Below are 19,976 nucleotides of genomic sequence, written 5' to 3'. Positions count from 1 at the left end.
ATCGATTAGATTATTGATGCCCCAACCCTTGAAGATCGAGAGAATCGATATGAGCAGTCAGATCATTCCTGTTGAACCTTTTGATTGTGTCGTTTTCGGCGGCACGGGCGATCTTGCCGAGCGCAAGCTTCTGCCGGCCCTTTATCACCGGCAGGTCGAAGGCCAGTTCACGGAGCCGACCCGCATCATCGGTGCGTCGCGTTCGGTCATGACCCATGAGGAATATCGCAAATTCGCGCAGGACGCGCTGAAGGAGCACCTGAAGGCCGGCGAATATGACGACGCGCAGGTCACGCTGTTCCTCAACCGGCTTTTCTACGTGCCTGTTGATGCCAAGGGCAGCAATGGCTGGGACGTGCTGAAGAAGCTGCTCGATGAGGGCAAGGAGCGCATACGCGCCTTTTATCTGGCCGTCGCCCCGGGCATTTTCGGCGATATCGCCGACAAGATTCGTGAGCACAAGCTCATCACCCGCTCGACCCGCATCGTCGTTGAAAAACCGATCGGCCGTGACCTCGCTTCCGCGCAGGAACTGAACGACACTATCGGCCACGTCTTCAAGGAAGAGCAGATCTTCCGTATCGACCACTATCTCGGCAAGGAGACGGTGCAGAACCTGATGGCGCTGCGTTTCGCCAACGCGCTTTACGAGCCGCTGTGGAATTCTGCCCATATCGACCACGTGCAGATCACGGTTGCCGAAGCGGTTGGCCTTGAAGGCCGCGCCGGTTATTACGACAAGGCCGGTGCGCTGCGCGACATGGTGCAGAACCATATCCTTCAGCTGCTTTGCCTCGTGGCCATGGAGCCACCCGCATCCATGAATGCGGAAGCCGTGCGTGACGAAAAACTCAAGGTTCTGCGCTCTCTGAAGCCGATCAACACCAGCAATGTCGAAAAGCAGACGGTTCGCGGCCAGTACCGCGCCGGCGCTTCCGCGGGCGGCCCGGTCAAGGGTTATCTGGAAGAGCTGGAAGGCGGCGTTTCCAACACCGAAACCTTCGTCGCCATCAAGGCTGAAATCGCCAACTGGCGCTGGGCCGGCGTTCCCTTCTACATCCGCACCGGCAAACGCCTCGCGACCCGCGTTTCGGAAATCGTCGTCACCTTCAAGCAGATCCCGCATTCGATCTTCGACGATGCGGCCGGCAAGATCGAGGCCAACAAGCTGGTCATTCGCCTGCAGCCCGATGAAGGCGTCAAGCAGTCGCTGCTCATCAAGGACCCCGGCCCGGGCGGCATGCGCCTGCGTCAGGTGTCGCTGGACATGAGCTTTGCCGAAGCCTTCAACGTGCGCAGCCCCGATGCCTATGAGCGGCTTCTGATGGACACCATCCGCTCCAACCAGACGCTGTTCATGCGCCGCGACGAGGTCGAGGCCGCATGGGACTGGATCGACCCCATTCTCAAGAGCTGGGAAGATCTGGCGCAGGGCGTGCAGGGTTATACCGCCGGCACCTGGGGTCCGAGCGGCTCGATCGCGCTGATCGAGCGCGATGGCCGCACCTGGCACGATGGAGATTGAGGATGACGGAGATGAGTGAGACATTGCATGTCTTCGACAGCGCCGCCGACCTGGCCTCCACGCTGGCGACAGAAGTTGCCAGTCGCCTTTCGGCCGCAACGCAGGAGCGCGGCACGGCGAGCATCGCCGTTTCCGGCGGCTCTACGCCCAAGCTGTTTTTCCAGGCGCTTTCCAAACACGATCTCGACTGGCCCAATATCAGCGTGACGCTGGTGGACGAACGCTTCGTGCCGCCGGAAAGCGACCGCTCGAACCATCGCCTGGTTGCCGAGAACCTGTTGCAGGACAAGGCGAAAGCGGCCTATTTCGTGCCGCTTTTCCAGTCGGCGGCCTCGCCGGAGGATGCGGCGACGCTCGCAACCGTCAAGACCGAAGCGATCTGCGATCCTTTCGATGTCGTCATTCTGGGCATGGGAACGGATGGCCATACGGCATCGTTCTTCCCCGGTGGCGACAATCTCTATGAGGCGCTGGACCTTGATGAGCCACGCGGCGTCTTGACCATGGCGGCGGAGAATGCGGGAGAGGAGCGGTTGACCTTCAATTTCTCCAGCCTGCATGACGCCGATTTTCTGGTGCTGCACATTGAAGGTGCAGCCAAGAAGGCGACGCTTGAAAAAGCCCAATCGGGTGAGGATGAGGACGAAATGCCTGTTCGCGCCGTGCTGAACCGGGCAGAAACGCCCGTGGATATATACTGGGCGCCGTAAGCCGAAAGTACCGCCGCACGCGCGGCCCGGCGACAAGCGCCCCGAAGACATGAAGACAGAAACACGACAACCGGCCGTTCACCTCCCGGAACGCCGGTTGCCGACCAACGAACAGGATGAACGCCCATGTCCGCCGATTCCCGCATTCAGGCCATCACCGCCCGCATCGTCGAACGTTCCAAGCCTTACCGCGAGACCTATCTCGAGCGGTTGCGGCTGCAGGTCTCAAAAGGCGTTCACCGTTCCGTGCTTTCCTGCGGCAACCTTGCGCACGGTTTTGCGGTCTGTTCCCCCGCCGACAAGGACATCCTTGCCGGCGACCGGGTTCCCAATCTCGGCATCATCACCGCCTATAACGACATGCTGTCGGCGCACCAGCCCTATGAGACCTTCCCGACGATCATCCGCGATGCGGCCAAGGAAGCGGGTGGCATCGCGCAGGTGGCGGGCGCCGTTCCCGCCATGTGTGACGGTGTGACGCAAGGCCAGCCGGGCATGGAGCTTTCGCTGTTTTCCCGCGATGCCATCGCCATGGCGGCCGGCATCGGCCTGTCGCACAACATGTTCGACGCCGCCGTCTATCTCGGTGTCTGCGACAAGATCGTACCCGGCCTCGTGATCGCGGCACTCGCCTTCGGTCACCTGCCCGCCGTCTTCGTTCCCGCCGGCCCGATGACGTCAGGCCTGCCGAATGACGAGAAGTCGCGCATCCGCCAGCTTTACGCCGAAGGCAAGGTTGGCCGCGAGGAGCTACTGGAGGCGGAATCGAAATCCTATCACGGCCCGGGCACCTGCACCTTCTACGGCACCGCCAATTCGAACCAGATGCTGATGGAGATCATGGGCTTCCATATGCCCGGTTCCTCCTTCATCAACCCCGGCACGCCGCTGCGCGATGCGTTGACGCGCGAGGCCGCCAAACGCGCGCTGGCGATTACCGCGCAGGGTAATGAATTCACGCCGGCGGGCGAGATGATCGACGAGAGATCGGTCGTCAACGGCGTCGTCGGCCTGCATGCGACGGGTGGCTCCACCAACCACACCATGCATCTGATCGCCATGGCGCGCGCCGCCGGCATCATCCTCACCTGGCAGGATATTTCCGATCTTTCCGACATCGTGCCACTATTGGCCCGCGTCTATCCCAACGGACTTGCGGATGTGAACCACTTCCACGCCGCCGGCGGCATGGGCTTCCTCATCAAGCAGCTTCTGAAACAGGGCTTCGTGCATGACGATGTCCGCACCGTCTTCGGACATGGCCTTGAGGCTTACACCGTGGATGCCAAGCTTGACGAGAAGGGTGCGGTCGTCCGCCAGCCCTCCCCCGAGCAGAGCCACGACCCGAAGGTGCTTTCCAGCATCGAGACCCCGTTCCAGCCGACCGGCGGTCTGAAGATGCTGACGGGCAATCTCGGCAAATCGGTCATCAAGATTTCCGCCGTCAAGCCGGAACGCCACATCATCGAAGCGCCGGCGATCGTCTTCAACGACCAGCAGGAGCTTCAGGACGCCTTCAAGGACGGCAAGCTCAACCGAGACTTCATCGCCGTCGTGCGCTTCCAGGGACCGAAGGCCAACGGCATGCCGGAACTGCACCGCCTGACGCCGCCGCTCGGCGTGCTGCAGGATCGCGGCTTCAAGGTGGCGCTGGTGACGGACGGGCGCATGTCCGGCGCATCCGGCAAGGTGCCGGCCGCCATCCATGTCACGCCGGAAGCTTCCGACTGCGGCCCGATCTCGCTTATCCGCGATGGCGACATCATCCGTCTCGACGCCATTTCGGGAACGCTGGAAGTGCTGGTGTCCGCCGCCGAACTGGCGAAACGCGAACCGGCGCGCGCCGATCTGTCCGGTAATGAATGGGGCATGGGCCGCGAACTGTTCGCCCCCTTCCGCCGCAATGCCGGCCCGGCCGATCAGGGCGCCAGCGTTCTGTTCCATTGATTTTTGGAGGGCGAAGGCCGATGTGGTTTTCGCCTCTCAACCCTGCTTTGCGGTATCGTTCGACTGCGCTTTCCCGCCTCTGATAATCCGGCACAGAAACCGCTTTATTTCCCATTTCTTAAAAGTCACACTTGTCATGCGGCTGTGATGATCGCCCTATAGGGCCTTCTCGAGCAACCGTGGGACGACGGTGCAGTTTCGGATGATGGGACCAGACATGACGATTTTCTCAAGCAAACGCCGCGATGTGCTGAAGCTTATGGCTGGCACAGCCGTGCTGCCGCTGATTGCCTTGGCCACGCCAGCGACGGCGCAGGATGTCGCGCTGCGTGCGATCGTGATCTCCGACCTGCATTCGGCCTATGAGCGCATCGGCCAGCTTCTCGCGGCCATCGAAATGCGCATCGCTGCCGACAAGACGCCTCATATCATCCTGCTGAATGGCGACCTGTTCGAACTCGGTAACGCGGTGGCCACACGTTCGGCCGGCGAAATCGAGTGGACGTTCCTCGCTGCACTCGCCAAGCTCGCCCCCACCGTCATCAATATCGGCAATCATGAGCCCGATATCGACAATGATCTTGCCAATTTCGTCAGCCGCGCCCAGGCACTCGGCATCACCGTGCTGTCCAACATCAACGATAAGCGCAGTGGAAAGCCCTATGCGCCTGATCGTGCCGAGGTGAGCGTCGGTGGGCGGCAGGTCATCGTGGTGGGTCTCGCCACCAATGCGATCAATACCTATCCGAAGGCGACGCGCGAGATGCTCGACATTCCGCAGCCGGTCGAATGGGCCAAGGCCAATCTGCCTGGCATCGTTAAGTCGGGCGCTATCAACATCGTCTTGAGCCATGCCGGCGTCGTTGCCGACCGCGATATCCTGTCGCTGCTACCGGATGGTACGCTGCTGGTCGGCGGTCACGATCACCTGAACTTCGTGCATGAACAGGGCGCCACGCGTTATGTCCATACCGGCTCATGGTGCACCTCCATGACGGTGGCAACGATCTCCGCTCCCGGCAAGGCTCCGGCCATCGAAACGGTCGCGGTCGATAGCGGCGCTCCCGCCTCCCTGGCCCTCAAGAGCCTGATCGAGCAGACGCTCGAAAAGCACCTGACGGCGGAAGAACGGGCGGTTGTCGGCAAATCCGCCAAGGCAATGACTGTCGATGAGGCCGGACGCCATGTGGCGCAGCTTATCGCTGCGAAAACCGGCGCGGATGTCGGTTTCATCGGCCATACTTCGCTCGGCGCCGGTCTGCCGCAGGGCGATATTCGCCGCTATGATTTCAACGCCTCGCTGCGTTTCGACGGCAAACTGATGGTGACGGAAGTGGATGGCGAAGCGCTTGCCCAGATCCTTGAACGTTGCAACCAGGACGGCGACATTCCGCTTGCTGCGCGCACCGGCGATTATCTCTACGCCATGCCGGAGAAGCCGGAAACGAAACAACGTTACAAGCTCGTCTGCAACGACTGGTCGGCCACCAACCAGAAATCCTATTTCGGCCGCAGCGATCTTGCGTTCACGGAAGTGCCTGAAGTGAAGCTGAAGCAGACGGTTCTGGGCGGGCTTTCTTAAGTCCTTTCGACAGCTTTGGATGTTTCAGAAAGACCGGATATCGAGCTTCCGGTCCCGATGCGCCGGGTGCGTACTGAACACAAAAACGCGGTCCAGTTCTTTCTGCGTCAATATCCGCAGGAAACGGACGTGGATGGTGTTGTTGGCGTTGACGCGCAACATCACGCAGCCGATCTTGGTGATGCGGGCGTCGGGAATATCAAGATAGAACTGGTTCGGCAGGCTGTATTTGGTCAGCAGCGCCAGCACCGCTTCGGTCTGGGAGATGCGGATGACGTCGCAGCGCCGCGCCGCCATATGCATGACGGCCTTCTCGGTATATTCGATGCGCGCGGCATTCATGGTGTCTTCCATGCGAAACCGGCCTTCGCGGTCGTACATGAAGGATTCTTCTTTGCTCAGGTAATTGTTCCTGATGACACCCGCACTGCTCTGCACGCCCGGACTCCCATGCTCTCTTAACAGATCGAGACTAGGCCATAGTCTTTAACAATTCATATCAGACTTGCCTCTAACGGACCGGAAGCGGGACATTTCCGTTGTTTTTCCACAGTGGCAAAAAGTCACGAAAAAACCCCGGAACGGCGAGGTTCCGGGGCGTGTTTTAAGGTACTGCCAGCGATTATGGACGATAGGTCTTGCCGTCAGCGTCGAAGAGATGGAGCTTTTCCTGCGGTGCTGCAAACCGCAGGGTTTCCCCCTTGGAGACTGAAAGGATGCCCGGTATCTTGACGATGATCGGCTCCTGCCCGTTCGGAGCCTCGAGATAGAGCAGCGTCACTTCGCCCAGAGCCTCGACAATCGAGACTTTGCCTTCGAAAAGATAGTCATCGCCGGTGACGATGCTCAGATCTTCCGGCCGGACACCGAAGCTTGCGGCCTTGCCTTGCTCGGTTGCGGGTGTAGGAACATTAACGGCAAGTGTCTTGCCACCGACGAGTTCGATCGAGGTCCGTTCACCGGTTCCGACGATCTTCGCCGAAATGATGTTCATGGCGGGCGAGCCGATGAACTTCGCCACGAAGAGGTTGGCCGGCCTTTCGTAAAGTTCGAGCGGCGGGCCGACCTGCTCCACACGGCCCGCATTCAAAACAACGATGCGATCCGCCAGCGTCATCGCCTCCACCTGGTCGTGGGTGACGTAGATCATCGTCGTATCGGCCATCTGCTCGTTAAGCTTGGCGATCTCGATGCGGGTGGCGACACGCAGGGCGGCATCGAGGTTCGACAAAGGCTCATCGAACAAGAAGACCTTGGGATTGCGGCAGATGGCGCGGCCGATGGCGACGCGCTGACGCTGACCACCGGAGAGCGCCTTGGGCAGACGTTCCAGATATTGCGTCAATTGCAGGATTTCGGCGGCGGCACGAACCCGGCGGTCGATCTCCTGCTTGTTTTCCTTGGCGATCTTCATGCCGAAGGCCATGTTGTCATAGACCGTCATATGCGGATAAAGCGCATAGGACTGGAACACCATGGCGATGCCCCGGCGCGAGGGCGGGATTTCATTGACGAGCTGACCGTCAATATACATCTCGCCGCCGGTGATTTCCTCAAGACCGGCGATCATGCGCAGCAGCGTCGATTTTCCGCAGCCCGAGGGCCCGACGAAAACGATGAATTCGCCCTGTTCGATCTCCAGATCGATGCCGTGCAGGACTTTCACCTGCCCGTATGATTTGCGGATATCCTTGAGAACGAGACTTGTCATGGGTGTTCCTCCCTCATCTGTCAGGCGTAACGGGCGAAGAAAGCGCCCCATGCCGGAAGTTCTACGCTTCTGCCTTCAAGACCGCCTGCAAAGCCGTGACCTTCGAGAACCTCCCAGTTCCCTTCCGGCAGCGTGGCTTTTGCCGGCGTGGCGGCGAGATTGAAGAGGCAAAGCACGGTTTCGTTGCCCAGCGTGCGGGTGTAGCTCAGCACCTCGCCCTCAACCGGCTGGAATTCGATGCCGCCCTTGGCAAAAGCCGGGTGCTTTTTGCGGAAGGTCAGGAAGCGACGATAATGCTCAAGCACCGAGGCCTCGTTGCCCTGCTGGGCGCTGACGGCGCGCTGCTTGTGCTCGGCAGGAATGGGCAGCCACGTCTTGTCGGCGGTCGAGAAACCCGCCTGCGCATGACCGGCATCCCACACCATTGGCGTGCGGCAACCGTCGCGGCCCTTGAATTCCGGCCAGAACTGGATTCCGTAGGGATCCTGCAAATCTTCGAAAGCAATATCCGCTTCGGTGAGGCCGAGTTCTTCACCCTCATAGATGCAGACGGAACCGCGCTGCGTCATCAAGAGCGCCGAAAGTACCTTGGCGAAGGCATCCTTATCTTCGACATGCTCGCCCCAGCGGCTGACATGGCGCACGACATCGTGGTTGGAGAAGGCCCAGCAGGCCCAGCCCTCAGGAGCGGCTCTCGCAAAATCCGCCTGCACATCGGCAACGCGCTGCGGGGTCAGCGCATCCGGCGCCAGAAATTCGAAGGCGTAGCACATCTGCATCTTGTCATCGCCGGAGGTATATTCGCCGACGATTTCGAGACCGCGCTGGCTGTCACCCACTTCGCCGACGGCGGCGATGTCGGGGAATTCGTCCAGCACCGCGCGGAAGCGCTTCAGGAAGGCGATATTTTCCGGGCGGTTCTTGTCGTAGAGGTGTTCCTGGAAGTTATACGGATTGACCGCAGGCGCGGTGGAAGCGTTGCGGCGCTCAGGCGCCAGCGCCGGGTTGTCGCGCAGTTCAAGGTCGTGGAAATAGAAGTTGATGGTGTCGAGGCGGAAACCATCGACGCCGCGCTTCAGCCAGAAGCGGGTGATGTTCAGCAGCTCTTCCTGAACTTCCGGATTATGCAGGTTGAGGTCCGGCTGCGATGTCAGGAAGTTGTGCATGTAATATTGCATGCGGGTCGGGTCCCACTGCCAGCCCGAACCGCCGAAGATCGACAGCCAGTTATTGGGCGGCGTGCCATCAGGCTTGCTGTCCGACCAGACATACCAATCTGATTTGGGGTTATTGCGGCTGGCGCGGCTTTCCACGAACCATGGATGCTGGTCCGACGTGTGCGACATGACGAGGTCGATCATCACGCGGATGCCGAGACGGTGAGCTTCCGCGATCAGCCCGTCGAAATCGGCGAGCGTGCCAAACATCGGATCGACATCGACATAGTTCGAGACGTCGTAACCGAAATCCTTCATCGGCGAGGTGAAGAAGGGCGAAATCCAGATGGCGTCGGCACCGAGGCCAGCAATATGCGCCAGCCGGTCGGTGATGCCCTTGAGATCGCCAATGCCGTCGCCATTGGAGTCCTGATAGGAGCGCGGATAGATCTGATAGATCACAGCACCACGCCACCAGTCCTTGTTGGGCGTCAAAGCGGAAGTCACCGAAGCGGTCATGGAAGTGTCCTGTCTGGTATGGGCGTTCATGGAATGATCAGCCTCCCTTGACGGAGCCTGCGAGCAGGCCACGCACGAGATAACGTTGAAGGGCGAAGAAGACGCAGAGCGGCACGATGATGGTGACAAAGGCCGAGGCGGTGAGAATTTCCCAATTGCCGCCGCGCGAGCCGAGCAGCGCGTTCAACGCACCAGTCAGCACCAGCTCGTCCTTCTGCGTGCCGAGGAAGACCATGGCGACGAGCAGGTCGTTCCAGGTCCACAGGAACTGGAAGATGGCGAAGGAGGCCAGCGCCGGGAAGGAGAGCGGCAGGATGATCTTGACGAAGATTTCGAAATCGCTCGCGCCATCCACACGGGCGCTTTCGATGATCTCCTTCGGCAGGCCGGAAATATAGTTGCGCAGCAGATAGATGGCGAGCGGCAGGCCGAAGGCGGTGTGCGCCAGCCAGATGCCGGCATAGGTCTTGGACGGCACGCCGAAAATGGTGCCTATCTCATTATAAAGCCGCAGCAGCGGGATGAGCGACATCTGCAGGGGCACGACGATCAGGCCCACCACCATGGCAATCAGCAGATTGCGGCCGGAAAAGTTCATCCATGACAGGGCATAGGCGGCGAAGGCGGCGATGAGAATGGGAATGACGGTTGCCGGCACGGCCACGGTCAGCGAGTTGACGAAGGACTGGCCGATGCCTTCCGAGGTCAACACCGTCCGATAGTTGTCGAGCGTAAAGACCGGCGGCGTCGCGACGGAAATATAGACGCGCTTGCCGCGCGAACCCTCAAAGCTTGCAGCCTTGCTGTATTCATAAGTGCCGTCCGAATTGACGAGAAGTGTTTCGCCGTCACCGATATCGGCAGCCTCCCCGGCTTTGAAGGCCGTCGGCTCCTGGACGCGAACACCGAAGGCAGCTACCTGGCCACCCTGCCCGTTCTCGAAAACATTGCCTGATATGACGTAGCGGCTGCCATCCTGCTTCTGCACGGAAGCATCCGCAAGGCGCACCGCCGAGGTCTGTTCGGAACTGGAGAAGGCCGTCCACCAGCCTGAAACGGTGATCTGGTCCTTGTCACGCAGCGAGCTGACGAGAATGCCGAGCGTGGGCAAAAGCCAGAGCAGCACGACGACGAGGACGCTGGCGTGGACGATGAGGCGCGGCAGGCCGACGCGGCGAAGGCGTTTGACGATATTCATCTCAGCGGCCCTCCATCTCGCGGTTCGCCTGGCGGATGTTCCAGACCATGATCGGGGTGACGGCCGCCATGATGATGAGCGCGATGACCGCACTTCGGCCGCTGTCGCCGCCACCGCGGAACATCCAGTCGAACATGAGATTGGCGAGAACCATGGTGTTCCATTGGCCGTTGGTCATGGTCAGCACGATATCGAAGACCTTGAGCACGAGAATGGTGATCGTCGTCCAGACCACGGCGATGGTGCCCCAGATTTGCGGAACCATGATCTTCCAGAAAATCTGCCAGCCATTGGCGCCATCTATGACAGCCGCCTCGATGGTTTCTTCCGGAATGCCGCGCAGCGCCGCCGACAGGATGACCATGGCAAAACCGGTCTGGATCCAGATGAGGATGACCATCAGGAAGAAATTGTTCCAGAAGGGCATGGAAATCCACACCTCCGGGCTACCGCCGAAAAACTCGACGATGGCGTTCAAGAGGCCGATCTGCACCTGGCCTTCGGCGCGGTATTCGTAGATGAATTTCCAGATGACGGAGGCACCGACGAAAGAAATCGCCATCGGCATGAAGACGATGGATTTGGCGATGTTGCCCCACCAGATACGGTCGGTCATGACAGCGATGACGAGGCCAAAGAAGGTGCAGGCGGCCGGCACGACGGCGAGCCAGAGAATATTGTTGAAGATCGACTGCCGGAAACCGGCGTCGAAAAACGCCCAGCGATAATTGGCGAGACCGACGAATTCGCTGCCGGTCCGGTCATAGAAGGACAGGATCAGCGTGGCGATGACAGGGTACACCAGATAGACCAGCAGAAGGATCAGCGCCGGGCCGATGAACAGCCAGGGCCGAACGGCGGCGCGGCGATTGAGGTTGCGGGATGCATGAATGACGTCTCCCGAGCGGACGGGGAAGATCACCTGCAGCGCCTTGTCGGATAGCCAGTAATAGGCAGCGCAGGCAAAAACGCCCGCCACCATGACGCCGATGGCAGACACGAGTTGTTGAGCCATGTTCCCTCCCTTGATCCTCTCCGCGCCGCGCTGATTTTATGCGGTCGTCGGGCCGTTCCATTGGTAAAGGCCCGGCAGCAAACCACCGGGACTTTTTGTTTTACCGCAGATTCTGACCGGAAAACCGCAGAACATTTTTCCGGAATCTGCTCGGCCGATTGTTACTTCAGGCCGTCCCAGGCCTTCTGGATATCGGCGGCGACCTGATCGGCGGACTTGCCGCCGACGAAATCGATCATGCCGGTCCAGAATGCGCCGGCACCAATCTTGCCGGGCATCAGGTCGGAACCATCGAAGCCGAAGCTTGTCGCGGTCGTCAGGATTTCGCCCTGCCGCTTCATCTGCTCATTGGCATAGGTGTCGACATTCACACCCTTATAGGGCGTCAGGAAGCTGGACTGCGCCATCCAGACCTCATGGGCGATCGGGGTCTGCAGGAATTCAACGAAAGCCTTGGCGGCAGGTGCTTCCTTGGTGATGGTGACGAGCGTGCCGGCACCGAGAACCGGCTTGCCGAGGTCAGGCTTGGACGCGTAAGTCGGCATGTAGAAGAAATCCGCATCCGTCCCCACCTTGGTGCCTTCAGGGAAGAAGGACGGAATGAACGATGCCTGATGGTGCAGGTAGCACTTCGGCGGAATGTCGAAGAGGCCCTTCGGGCTATCGCGGAAGTCGGTGGAGGCCACGGCCGCGACGCCGCCGCTGACATATTTTTCATTCTTGGCGAATTTGCCGAACTCGTTGATCGCCTCGACCACGGCCGGATCGGTGAACTTGACCTCGTTGGTCGTCCATTTCTGGTAAACGTCGAGCGGCTGCGTGCGCAGCATCAGGTCTTCCACCCAGTCGGTTGCCGGCCAGCCGGTGGCGCCGCCGGAACCGAGACCGATGCACCAGGGCGTGCCGCCATCGGCAACGATCTGATCCGTCAGCTTGAACAGGTCTTCCATGCTCTCGGGCACTTTATAGCCCGCTTCCTCGAAGTTCTCAGGCACGTACCAGACAAGCGACTTCACATCCGCCTTGAAGGGGAAAGCGAAATAGGCCTTGTTGCCGTCCTTGCCCTTGTAGCTGCCGAGATCGACCCAGGACTGGCCCGCGCCGTAATTTTCCTTGACCCAGTCAGCGGTCTTGTCGCCGAGCGGCACGAGGAAGCCCTTGGCGGCGAGATCGGCCAGAAGACCAGGCTGCGGCAGGATGGCGATATTGGGCGGCGAGCCAGCCTGCGTATCGATGACGATCTGCTGTTCGTAATTTTCCGACGAGGAATAACGGACATTCACGCCGGTCGCATCGGCGAAATAAGCGAGCACCGACTGGAACAGGGCCTCATCCTCACCGCGCCAGGGCCCGAAAATCGTCAGCGTCTGGCCCTTCAGGTCGGCATGGGCCGCCTTGAAGTCCTCGTAGCTTTTCCAGTTGAACTTGGCGTCTCCGCCGGGTGCAAATTTCAGGTCGGCGGCAAAGGCCGCACCGGACAGCAGCATGATCGAAGCCGCCGTCGCCAAAAGAGTCTTCTGCATGTGATTTACCTCCCATCACATAAAAGGCTCAAAGCGTCCTCTCCAATCAAAGCGCTTTGGCTGTCTATTCATCTCATTGTCATCAAGACGGAGTCAAGAGGCTCTTTGTTCGGAAACGTTGCAGTGCCTTATGAATAGTCATATTTAATTAGGAAGGCGGCTATGCTTTTCGATTGAGAAATGGGGTGGAGGCTGGTAAAAATCTAAAGCGCTTTGGAATTGAGGAGAGGCTTTGCCGTGTTCTCGAGCGCACGCATGGAGGACATTAGAGACATGAACCTGAAACAGTTGTCGCAACTGCTGGGCATTTCGCAGACGACCATCAGCAGGGCGCTCAACGGCTACCCCGAGGTTAGCGCCGAAACCCGCCGCCGCGTCATGGAAGCCGCCGAGAAGACGGGCTATCGCCCGAATGCCGCGGCGCAGCGGCTGGCGACCGGCAAGGTCGGCTCCATCGGGCTCGTCATGCCGATTGGCGAACACCACCGTTCCGATGTGCATTTCGGCGAATTCTTAAGCGGTCTCGGCGAAGAAGCGTCGCGCAGCGGTTTTCACCTCGTCATCATGCCGACGGAGCCGGAAAAGGAGCGCGAAGCGCTGCGTGGGCTGGCGGCAAGCGGCAGCGTCGATGGCATCTATCTCGCCTATATGAAAAAGAACGATGCGCGCATTGCGATGATGCAGTCGCTCTCCCTGCCCTTCCTCGTGCATGGCAGGTCCGTCGGCGTGGAGGAGAATTATCCCTATCTCGATGTGGACAATGAAGGCGCTTTTCGCGATGCGGCCCAGCTTCTCCTCCAGCTCGGCCATAAGCGCATCGGGCTTTTGAACGGCCCGGAGGGCTACGATTTTACCTATCGGCGCTGTCTCGGGGTGGAGAAGGCGCTCGAAGCAAGCGGCCTCGCCCTGCACCCGGCCAATAAACGGCACAGCAGCATGACGGACGAGGAAGGTTATCTCGGCATGGAGGCGCTGTTGTCCCAGCCGGAAAAACCGACCGCCATTCTCTGCGCCAGTACCGCGCTTGCGCTGGGCGCTATCCGCTCGATGAACCAGCGAGGGTTAAAACCCGGCAAGGACATTTCGCTGATCGCCCATGACGACGTGCTGCCGCTGCTGAAACCGGATAATTTTTCCGTGCCGCTGACGACCACCCGCTCGTCGCTGCGGGCGGCGGGCGTGCGCGTCGGCCAGCGCCTGATCAACCGCATCAAGCTGAACCAGACGGAACCGCATCAGGAACTCTGGAAGGCGGAGCTTGTGGTGCGCGCTTCGACGGGGCCGGCTCCGAAAGAATAGCCGGCCAGTCAATTCAATCAGAATTTCGGCGCGGTCTCACCCAGCGCGCGATGAGCGGCGATGACGGTATTCGCCATCAGCATGGCGATCGTCATCGGGCCAACGCCGCCGGGCACGGGGGTGATGGCGGCAGCAACGGCACTTGCCTCGTCAAAGGCGACATCGCCAACAAGCTTCGACTTGCCTTCGCCCTTTTCGGGAGCAGGAATACGGTTGATGCCGACATCGATGACGGTTGCGCCCGATTTCACCCAGTCGCCCTTCACCATAGCCGCGCGGCCGACCGCCGCCACGAGAATATCGGCCGTCTTGCAGACGGTCGCGAGGTCACTGGTGCGCGAATGCGCCATGGTCACCGTGGCGTTGGCATTCAGGAGAAGCTGACCCATGGGCTTGCCGAACAGGTTCGAGCGACCGATGACCACGGCGTTCAGGCCGGAAAGATCATCGCCGTGAATGCCGCGCACCAGCAGCATGGCGCCGGCTGGTGTGCAGGAAATAAGCCCGGTGGCGAGATCGCCGGTCGCCAGCTTGCCCGCGTTCAACACGCTCAGGCCATCGACATCCTTCTCGGGCAGGATCGACTGGATGATTTCATCGGAATCGAAATGCTTCGGCAAAGGCAGCTGCACCAGAATGCCGTGAATGGAGGCGTCGGCGTTCAATTCGCCGACCAACTTCAAAAGCTCACCTTGCGTCGTCTCTTCCGGCAGCGTGTGCTGGATGGAGTTGAAGCCGCATTGCTTGGCCATCTTGCTCTTGGAGTTCACGTAAGCGTGGCTGGCCGGATCATTGCCGACGATGACGACTGCGAGACCGGGCTTTACGCCCTTTTCCGCCTCAAGCGCTTCTGCCGATTTGCGGACCGCCTCCGTTACCGAAGCCGCCTTCGCCTTCCCGTCAATCACAACTGCCATGCGTCTTGCTCCTGCTGGATTACGTTGGCCCCGTATGGTGCCCCCTTTGCAGGAATGCAAGCAAAAATACGGCCTCGTCAGGCAGTTTTGCGGTAGTCGTCCTGGTGATCGGCGTAATCGGCGAGACGCTCCCTCAGAAGCGCCAGCTCGCGTCTCAATTCCGCCAACTCCTCGGCTTCGGCCTGCTCATGATCGAAGTGCCCGGCAAGGGCTTCACCAAGCAATGGCGGAAGCTCCGGTGACATTTGAGTGGCGTTTCTGACCGTTCGGTTACCCATCAGCACCTGCCGCACGCGCTCGTCCAGCGGCATATCATCGGCATCATTTGCAGCCTCGGCATAATAGTCAGCGAAGGCGTCTTCAGGCTGGACATAATCTGCTGCGGCAAGGTCTTCCAGATCATCGAAAACCCCCGGCTCAATCTGCTCGAATTCGGAAAATTGCAGCGATTGCTCCGGCCCATCGAGGGAGGCGGGAAGTTGCACTCCATTTTCGACGACCAGCTCGCCCTCTTGTTCCTCGTCATGACGACGATAGCTCAGGAGATAAAGACTGCCCAGCAGGCCGATAAGGCCGCCGCCGCCTGCCATCATCGCCGCCTGTGTCAGATCACGCGACAGTTCACCCGGTCCGGCCTTCCTTGCAAGGCGGGTCTCGATGGCTGGCGTGGTGGAAGAGGACAGATCGCGGCGCTCGCTTGCTTCCAGATAGGCATTTCTCGCCGTCTCAAGTTCAGCCTGCAATCGCGAAAGCTCACCGGGGGCGACGCCGAGGCTATCCAGGCGATCAAGATGTTTCTTGCGCTCGCCATTCGCGGTCGCAATCTCCTGGGCGATGCGCTTTTCATCCACCCGCAAACCTTCAACCAGTTGGCGCAATGCGGGAGCTGCCAGCGCCTGCACGGCATCCACCGCATTCTGGGCGGCGATGCGGCGCGGATGCTTGGGACCATAATCAACCGAGACACTGGCAAGCGCCATATTGGCGGTCGCCTGTTTCTGCCTGATATCCTCGAGCGCTGCGAATGCCGCGCCGGTCGGCAAAGGCTTCGACAAAATATCATTCGGCTTGAGGGCGGAGGCCGCCGTCAAATCCGCCTGAAGCGACTGCTGGTGTTGCGTGCTGCCCGCAAGGCTGTCGTTTACGTCGCGCAATTGCTGTTCGAGCTGCTGCACATCAGAGAGAACGGCATCGCCATGGCGCATCTGGAAACCGTTCAACGCCGCTTCCGCCTCGTCCAGTCTTTTGCGCGCTCGCTCCGTCTCACGCATGGCGGGCGTCATGGTGCCGGCCTTGCCATCCGCCATGACCCGCATTGACAGATAATCGGTCAGACGCATCGCGCTTTCCGGCGTCGCGGCCTTTGCGGTCACGATCAGCATATTTTCATCCGGCGTCAGTTCCAGCCGGATCGCCTCACCCACTGCACCATTCAGTGCTTCTCGCGGGGAAAGCGGACGTGCGTCCGCCCCTGTCAAAAGATCGACAAGCAGGCCAAGCTCACCCTGATTGCGAACGCCCACCATATCGGCGGGTTTCAGCTTCAGATCGCCGCTGACCCGGTCAAGCCCGGCGGGAGATAACAGGGTACGTCGCGCCATCGCCAGAAAACGGGCGGCATCGGGTGCGTCATAGGACGTCTGGGTGATCTCGATCCGGGCCTGCGAAACATATCCGCGAAAACCGGAATCGATCAGCAGCAACGGAAGAGCCGCGCCGGTAGCGGTAGCGGCAAAGACGCAACCTGCCGTCAGAAGCCGCAGCCAATGCCTGCGCCATTGCGACGGCGGCACGGCAAAATCGTCCTCGTCGGGACGGGTCGCCATCATGTCCGGACTGTTATCAACCATCTGAAGCCGTCTGCCACCCTCGGTGCCGCCCGCGACGGGCGACTGTCAAAACCTTACGAGAGGTTAAAGGATCGTGGCAAACAAATGGTTAACGCGGGCTGCGCGAACCCGTCTCAGCTTTGCCGAGTGCAATGTGCCAGGGTTCGGCGCAGAGGCTGTAAAGCCAGCTCATATGCAGCTTGCGGAAGATTTCCGGCATGCCCGCCACTTCGGACGACAACACCTTGAACAGCGGGCCGACCGCGATTGCGACACGCACATCCTGACGGCTGACAGTTCTGTGCAACCATCTCTCCTGGTTTTCACCGCTCATGCCGGCGAGCAGAACATCAACCTTCACCCCGGACGCATCCCGACCCAGCATCACGAAATCATGCCATGGCGCGTGGGCACGCAGCTTTGCCAGCACTTCACCGACCTGCGCCGCATCGTCGCCGGCAACACCAATCCGTTTCGGCACAGCCATATAGGTCAGAAGCGCCATGACGAAAGCAACGCCATCGATGGCAGCGGACAGAGGCTTGCCATTTTCCACACGGGCGGCTGCATTCATCGCCTTGCCCTGCGGCAAAAGCAGGCAGCTTTCCAGAATCTCGCGGTAAGCGATATCCTTGAGCGACAGGCGGGCTTTATCGATGGTCAGAAAGGAGAGCATCGTGTGCCCTTCGCAAGCCGAAGCCCGGCCGCTGACCAGCTCCAGTGCCCCACTCCAGTCCAGATCACAGACACGCAGTCCGTGGATATTCCGTTGCGATCCCGGCCGCGCAAAACCTGCCGCGAAATTCATTGCCAACCCCCGAATGCCAAATCCACCGTCACCGATCCGGCGCATGGTTGCGGCACGGCGGCTCATGGATTTGTTTATACAGGTGCAGGTTGAAGTTATGCTGAAAGCAATCGATCGAATATTCGGGCTCGCGCAAAGGAACGGTTAACCAGACCGGCGAACCACGTGTGGGCGGCCCCTTGAGCCGCGCCCTGCGACATCAGTGGCTGGGCGCAGCGGCCGCTTCTTTGCCAGCCTCGGCCTTCTCGCCCTCGACGATCTTGACCGACCGGGGTGTGCCATTGCCATTCTGCTCGCGAATATCTGCCTTCGACAGATAATCCAGCTGCTCGATCAGCACATCCTCGACCACCTCGTCATCGAGCCTCTTGTTCAGCCCCTCGCGGATGCGCTGCTTGAAAGCCTCGGGATCGAAGGTGGAAATATTGGCGATGTTGACCATGGAAGAGCCAGCCAGAAGCGTGAACAACTCGTCGGTCATCAGCTGCGTTGCCGGCAACTCGATCTTCGCCATCTTGTCCTTGTCGACACGCAGCGAAATACGGCTGAGGAAATAGCCGTTCACCCCGCCATCATTGATGACGGGAATGGTGATGCTTTCACCCTTGACCAATTGCAGATTGGTCTTTTTCTCGCCCGCCTCATCTCCCGGCGCCGTCGCCATCTGGACGGAGAAATACACCGCGCCGAGCGTGACGGCGCAAACCCAGACGCCGGTGAGAAGAAGCTTCAACATCAGGAGGCGGCACCGTACATGAACTGTTCCTGCGAATAGGTGCCGTCCGTATCGGCTTCCTGGATCGCGTTTTTCAGCAGGTCCGCAACAGCGCGAACCGCGTTCAGATGCGCCTCAACGCGGCTGGCATTGGTCGCGAGCTTGGACTTGATGCCCTTCACCTGCTCCAGATAACCACCGGCGATGTCTTCGCGCGGTGTGTCGCGAAACAGCATGGTGAGTTCATAGAGGCAACGGCTTTTATGGGCGTTGGAAACCTTGAAGTCGAATTGCGGATCCTTACCGATATTGTCGTTCTCATTGTCAATGATCATCTCAAGGCGGCCGAGAACGGATTGGATACGGTGGTCGTTCGACATAAGGTCCATGCTTGTCTCCTCGTTAAGGTTTTTCATTCTCAAGCCTCGTCCGTTTTATCATTTGAAACGCCGAGGACCTGCCGCTCGAACTCCGCCACCATCCGAATTGCAGCATTATGGTCTTTTTCATTCATCGATACGTCGGTAATGCCTTTGCTTTCGGCTTTCCTCAACGCATCCTTGTAGGCCTGTTCCGCAATGCCGACGCCGCCATTTCTGGAGATCGTGTCGGCGAACTGTTCCGCCATCATGCTTTTCCAGATCTCGCCGGCATTACCCTTGCCATAAACTTCCTCGCTGTCTTTCGGCAGCATGTTGGCAACGAAGGTCTGGAGAACCGAGGCTTCATATTTGCGGTAGGTTTCGGGAATCTCCGTGCGCGCCGAGCGAATATTGGTGTCGCCAAGGCCCGCCTTCGAGGAGGCGCCATCCAGCATATCGACGGCGGCGCCAAAGCCCTTGCCCGCATCTGCAAGGCTGGTTGCGGCAAAAGCCGCCTTGTTCGCCTTCAGCTTTTCCTGGGCGATCTGTACTTCCTGGGGGTCCGCAGCGCGCACCACATCCATCACCAGATCACTTATAACCGATATCGCCACGTCCCGATCTCCCGAGCTGACGAACGTGTGGCATGGAAAGCCGACGCGTCCGTTCAATCAAGAAACATCGCCGGAGACGTCTTTCGAACGCCCGCGATGCAACAATGGAACGGACTATGGATCGCCAACCTTGCTGGAGGCTGGTGTCCGGGATGCGTTTGTCATTTCAAGCAGATCATAGATTGCATTGTCGTCGGCCTCGCGATCCTCGAGATCGCGGGCAAGGTGCATTCTGTCCTCAAGCCGGTCGGCCTTGGTCTTTTCCTTCAGCACCTTGTTTTCCTGCAATTGCTGCACGCCGGCAAGCTGGCGATCCTTGACCACAAGGCGGCCGTAACGATCCGAATAATGTCTGGAAAACGTCTGATGCACCGGCTCCATGGAACTCATGGCTTCCAGAACGTTGTCCATGGATTGCGCCACTTCGGTACGCACGCGGGTGGTATCGGCCAGCTCCACCTCGGCCATTTTTTCCATGTGGCGCTGGACCGTTACCAGACGCTTGAGTTTTGCCGACCGCTTGTCTGAAGCCATGGGTTTCTCCA

Annotated in this window: 18 protein-coding genes; 5 read left to right on the top strand and 13 right to left on the bottom strand. The window is 59.8% G+C overall.

Features of this window, described 5'->3' with window-relative positions; all coding sequences use genetic code 11:
• Window positions 1-49: 49 nt before the first annotated feature.
• The 4 genes from zwf (at window position 50) to CFBP6623_RS01335 (ending at window position 5,764) form a co-directional block, all read left to right on the top strand.
• On the top strand, window positions 50-1,525 hold the full coding sequence (gene zwf / locus CFBP6623_RS01350; protein ID WP_046800618.1) for a glucose-6-phosphate dehydrogenase: 1,476 nt from the start codon (window positions 50-52) through the stop codon (window positions 1,523-1,525).
• Between the two features lie 11 nt (window positions 1,526-1,536).
• Window positions 1,537-2,235, top strand: a complete 699-nt coding sequence (gene pgl, locus CFBP6623_RS01345; protein WP_046800739.1) for a 6-phosphogluconolactonase — start codon at window positions 1,537-1,539, stop codon at window positions 2,233-2,235.
• Window positions 2,236-2,361: 126 nt separating this feature from the next.
• The gene (gene edd / locus CFBP6623_RS01340) at window positions 2,362-4,182 is read left to right on the top strand and encodes a phosphogluconate dehydratase (RefSeq protein ID WP_046800617.1); all 1,821 of its coding nucleotides are present in this window, start codon (window positions 2,362-2,364) and stop codon (window positions 4,180-4,182) included.
• 217 nt (window positions 4,183-4,399) lie between these two features.
• Window positions 4,400-5,764 (top strand): metallophosphoesterase, encoded by a 1,365-nt coding sequence (locus CFBP6623_RS01335; protein ID WP_046800616.1) that lies wholly within the window; start codon window positions 4,400-4,402, stop codon window positions 5,762-5,764.
• 24 nt (window positions 5,765-5,788) lie between these two features.
• Here CFBP6623_RS01335 and CFBP6623_RS01330 read toward each other — a convergent pair whose 3' ends face one another.
• From CFBP6623_RS01330 to CFBP6623_RS01305, 6 genes are all read right to left on the bottom strand, one after another.
• Window positions 5,789-6,145, bottom strand: coding sequence for a hypothetical protein (locus CFBP6623_RS01330; RefSeq protein WP_046800738.1), 357 nt, complete (start codon window positions 6,143-6,145; stop codon window positions 5,789-5,791).
• Window positions 6,146-6,386: 241 nt separating this feature from the next.
• Window positions 6,387-7,475: an ABC transporter ATP-binding protein gene (locus CFBP6623_RS01325; RefSeq protein WP_046800615.1), complete on the bottom strand. Its 1,089-nt coding sequence runs from the start codon at window positions 7,473-7,475 to the stop codon at window positions 6,387-6,389.
• Between the two features lie 20 nt (window positions 7,476-7,495).
• Window positions 7,496-9,151: an alpha-glucosidase family protein gene (locus CFBP6623_RS01320; protein ID WP_046800737.1), complete on the bottom strand. Its 1,656-nt coding sequence runs from the start codon at window positions 9,149-9,151 to the stop codon at window positions 7,496-7,498.
• A gap of 37 nt (window positions 9,152-9,188) precedes the next feature.
• Complete coding sequence (locus CFBP6623_RS01315; RefSeq protein WP_046800614.1) at window positions 9,189-10,349, bottom strand: carbohydrate ABC transporter permease; 1,161 nt, start codon at window positions 10,347-10,349, stop codon at window positions 9,189-9,191.
• 1 nt (window position 10,350) lies between these two features.
• The gene (locus tag CFBP6623_RS01310) at window positions 10,351-11,364 is read right to left on the bottom strand and encodes a carbohydrate ABC transporter permease (protein WP_046800613.1); all 1,014 of its coding nucleotides are present in this window, start codon (window positions 11,362-11,364) and stop codon (window positions 10,351-10,353) included.
• 161 nt (window positions 11,365-11,525) lie between these two features.
• Window positions 11,526-12,887: an ABC transporter substrate-binding protein gene (locus tag CFBP6623_RS01305; protein WP_046800612.1), complete on the bottom strand. Its 1,362-nt coding sequence runs from the start codon at window positions 12,885-12,887 to the stop codon at window positions 11,526-11,528.
• Window positions 12,888-13,160: 273 nt separating this feature from the next.
• On the opposite strand from CFBP6623_RS01305, the gene CFBP6623_RS01300 reads away from it, so the two are divergent.
• Entirely contained in the window at window positions 13,161-14,186 is a 1,026-nt protein-coding gene (locus CFBP6623_RS01300) for a LacI family DNA-binding transcriptional regulator (protein ID WP_046800611.1), read from the top strand.
• Between the two features lie 17 nt (window positions 14,187-14,203).
• On the opposite strand, the gene folD is transcribed toward CFBP6623_RS01300, so the two are convergent.
• The 7 genes from folD to CFBP6623_RS01265 all read right to left on the bottom strand — a co-directional run bounded on the left by folD (window position 14,204) and on the right by CFBP6623_RS01265 (window position 19,965).
• The gene (folD, locus tag CFBP6623_RS01295; protein ID WP_046800610.1) at window positions 14,204-15,103 is read right to left on the bottom strand and encodes a bifunctional methylenetetrahydrofolate dehydrogenase/methenyltetrahydrofolate cyclohydrolase FolD; all 900 of its coding nucleotides are present in this window, start codon (window positions 15,101-15,103) and stop codon (window positions 14,204-14,206) included.
• 77 nt (window positions 15,104-15,180) lie between these two features.
• Window positions 15,181-16,953, bottom strand: a complete 1,773-nt coding sequence (locus tag CFBP6623_RS01290; protein ID WP_046800609.1) for a GumC family protein — start codon at window positions 16,951-16,953, stop codon at window positions 15,181-15,183.
• A gap of 88 nt (window positions 16,954-17,041) precedes the next feature.
• On the bottom strand, window positions 17,042-17,740 hold the full coding sequence (locus CFBP6623_RS01285; protein WP_052817833.1) for a WecB/TagA/CpsF family glycosyltransferase: 699 nt from the start codon (window positions 17,738-17,740) through the stop codon (window positions 17,042-17,044).
• 199 nt (window positions 17,741-17,939) lie between these two features.
• Complete coding sequence (locus CFBP6623_RS01280) at window positions 17,940-18,476, bottom strand: flagellar basal body-associated FliL family protein (RefSeq protein ID WP_046800608.1); 537 nt, start codon at window positions 18,474-18,476, stop codon at window positions 17,940-17,942.
• Window positions 18,476-18,844 carry a hypothetical protein gene (locus CFBP6623_RS01275; protein ID WP_046800735.1) on the bottom strand — a complete coding sequence of 123 codons (369 nt, stop codon included), beginning with the start codon at window positions 18,842-18,844 and terminating at the stop codon, window positions 18,476-18,478. Before CFBP6623_RS01275 ends, CFBP6623_RS01280 begins: the two co-directional genes overlap by 1 nt.
• A gap of 29 nt (window positions 18,845-18,873) precedes the next feature.
• Window positions 18,874-19,431, bottom strand: a complete 558-nt coding sequence (locus CFBP6623_RS01270) for a rod-binding protein (protein WP_046800607.1) — start codon at window positions 19,429-19,431, stop codon at window positions 18,874-18,876.
• A 114-nt stretch (window positions 19,432-19,545) separates the two neighbouring features.
• The gene (locus tag CFBP6623_RS01265) at window positions 19,546-19,965 is read right to left on the bottom strand and encodes a hypothetical protein (protein WP_046800606.1); all 420 of its coding nucleotides are present in this window, start codon (window positions 19,963-19,965) and stop codon (window positions 19,546-19,548) included.
• Window positions 19,966-19,976 lie beyond the last annotated feature (11 nt).

Source organism: Agrobacterium tumefaciens (genome assembly GCF_005221385.1).
Lineage (GTDB): Bacteria > Pseudomonadota > Alphaproteobacteria > Rhizobiales > Rhizobiaceae > Agrobacterium > Agrobacterium tomkonis.
The sequence above is the reverse complement of the archived record's forward strand: the minus strand, read 5'-3'. Positions and strand labels throughout refer to the sequence as shown.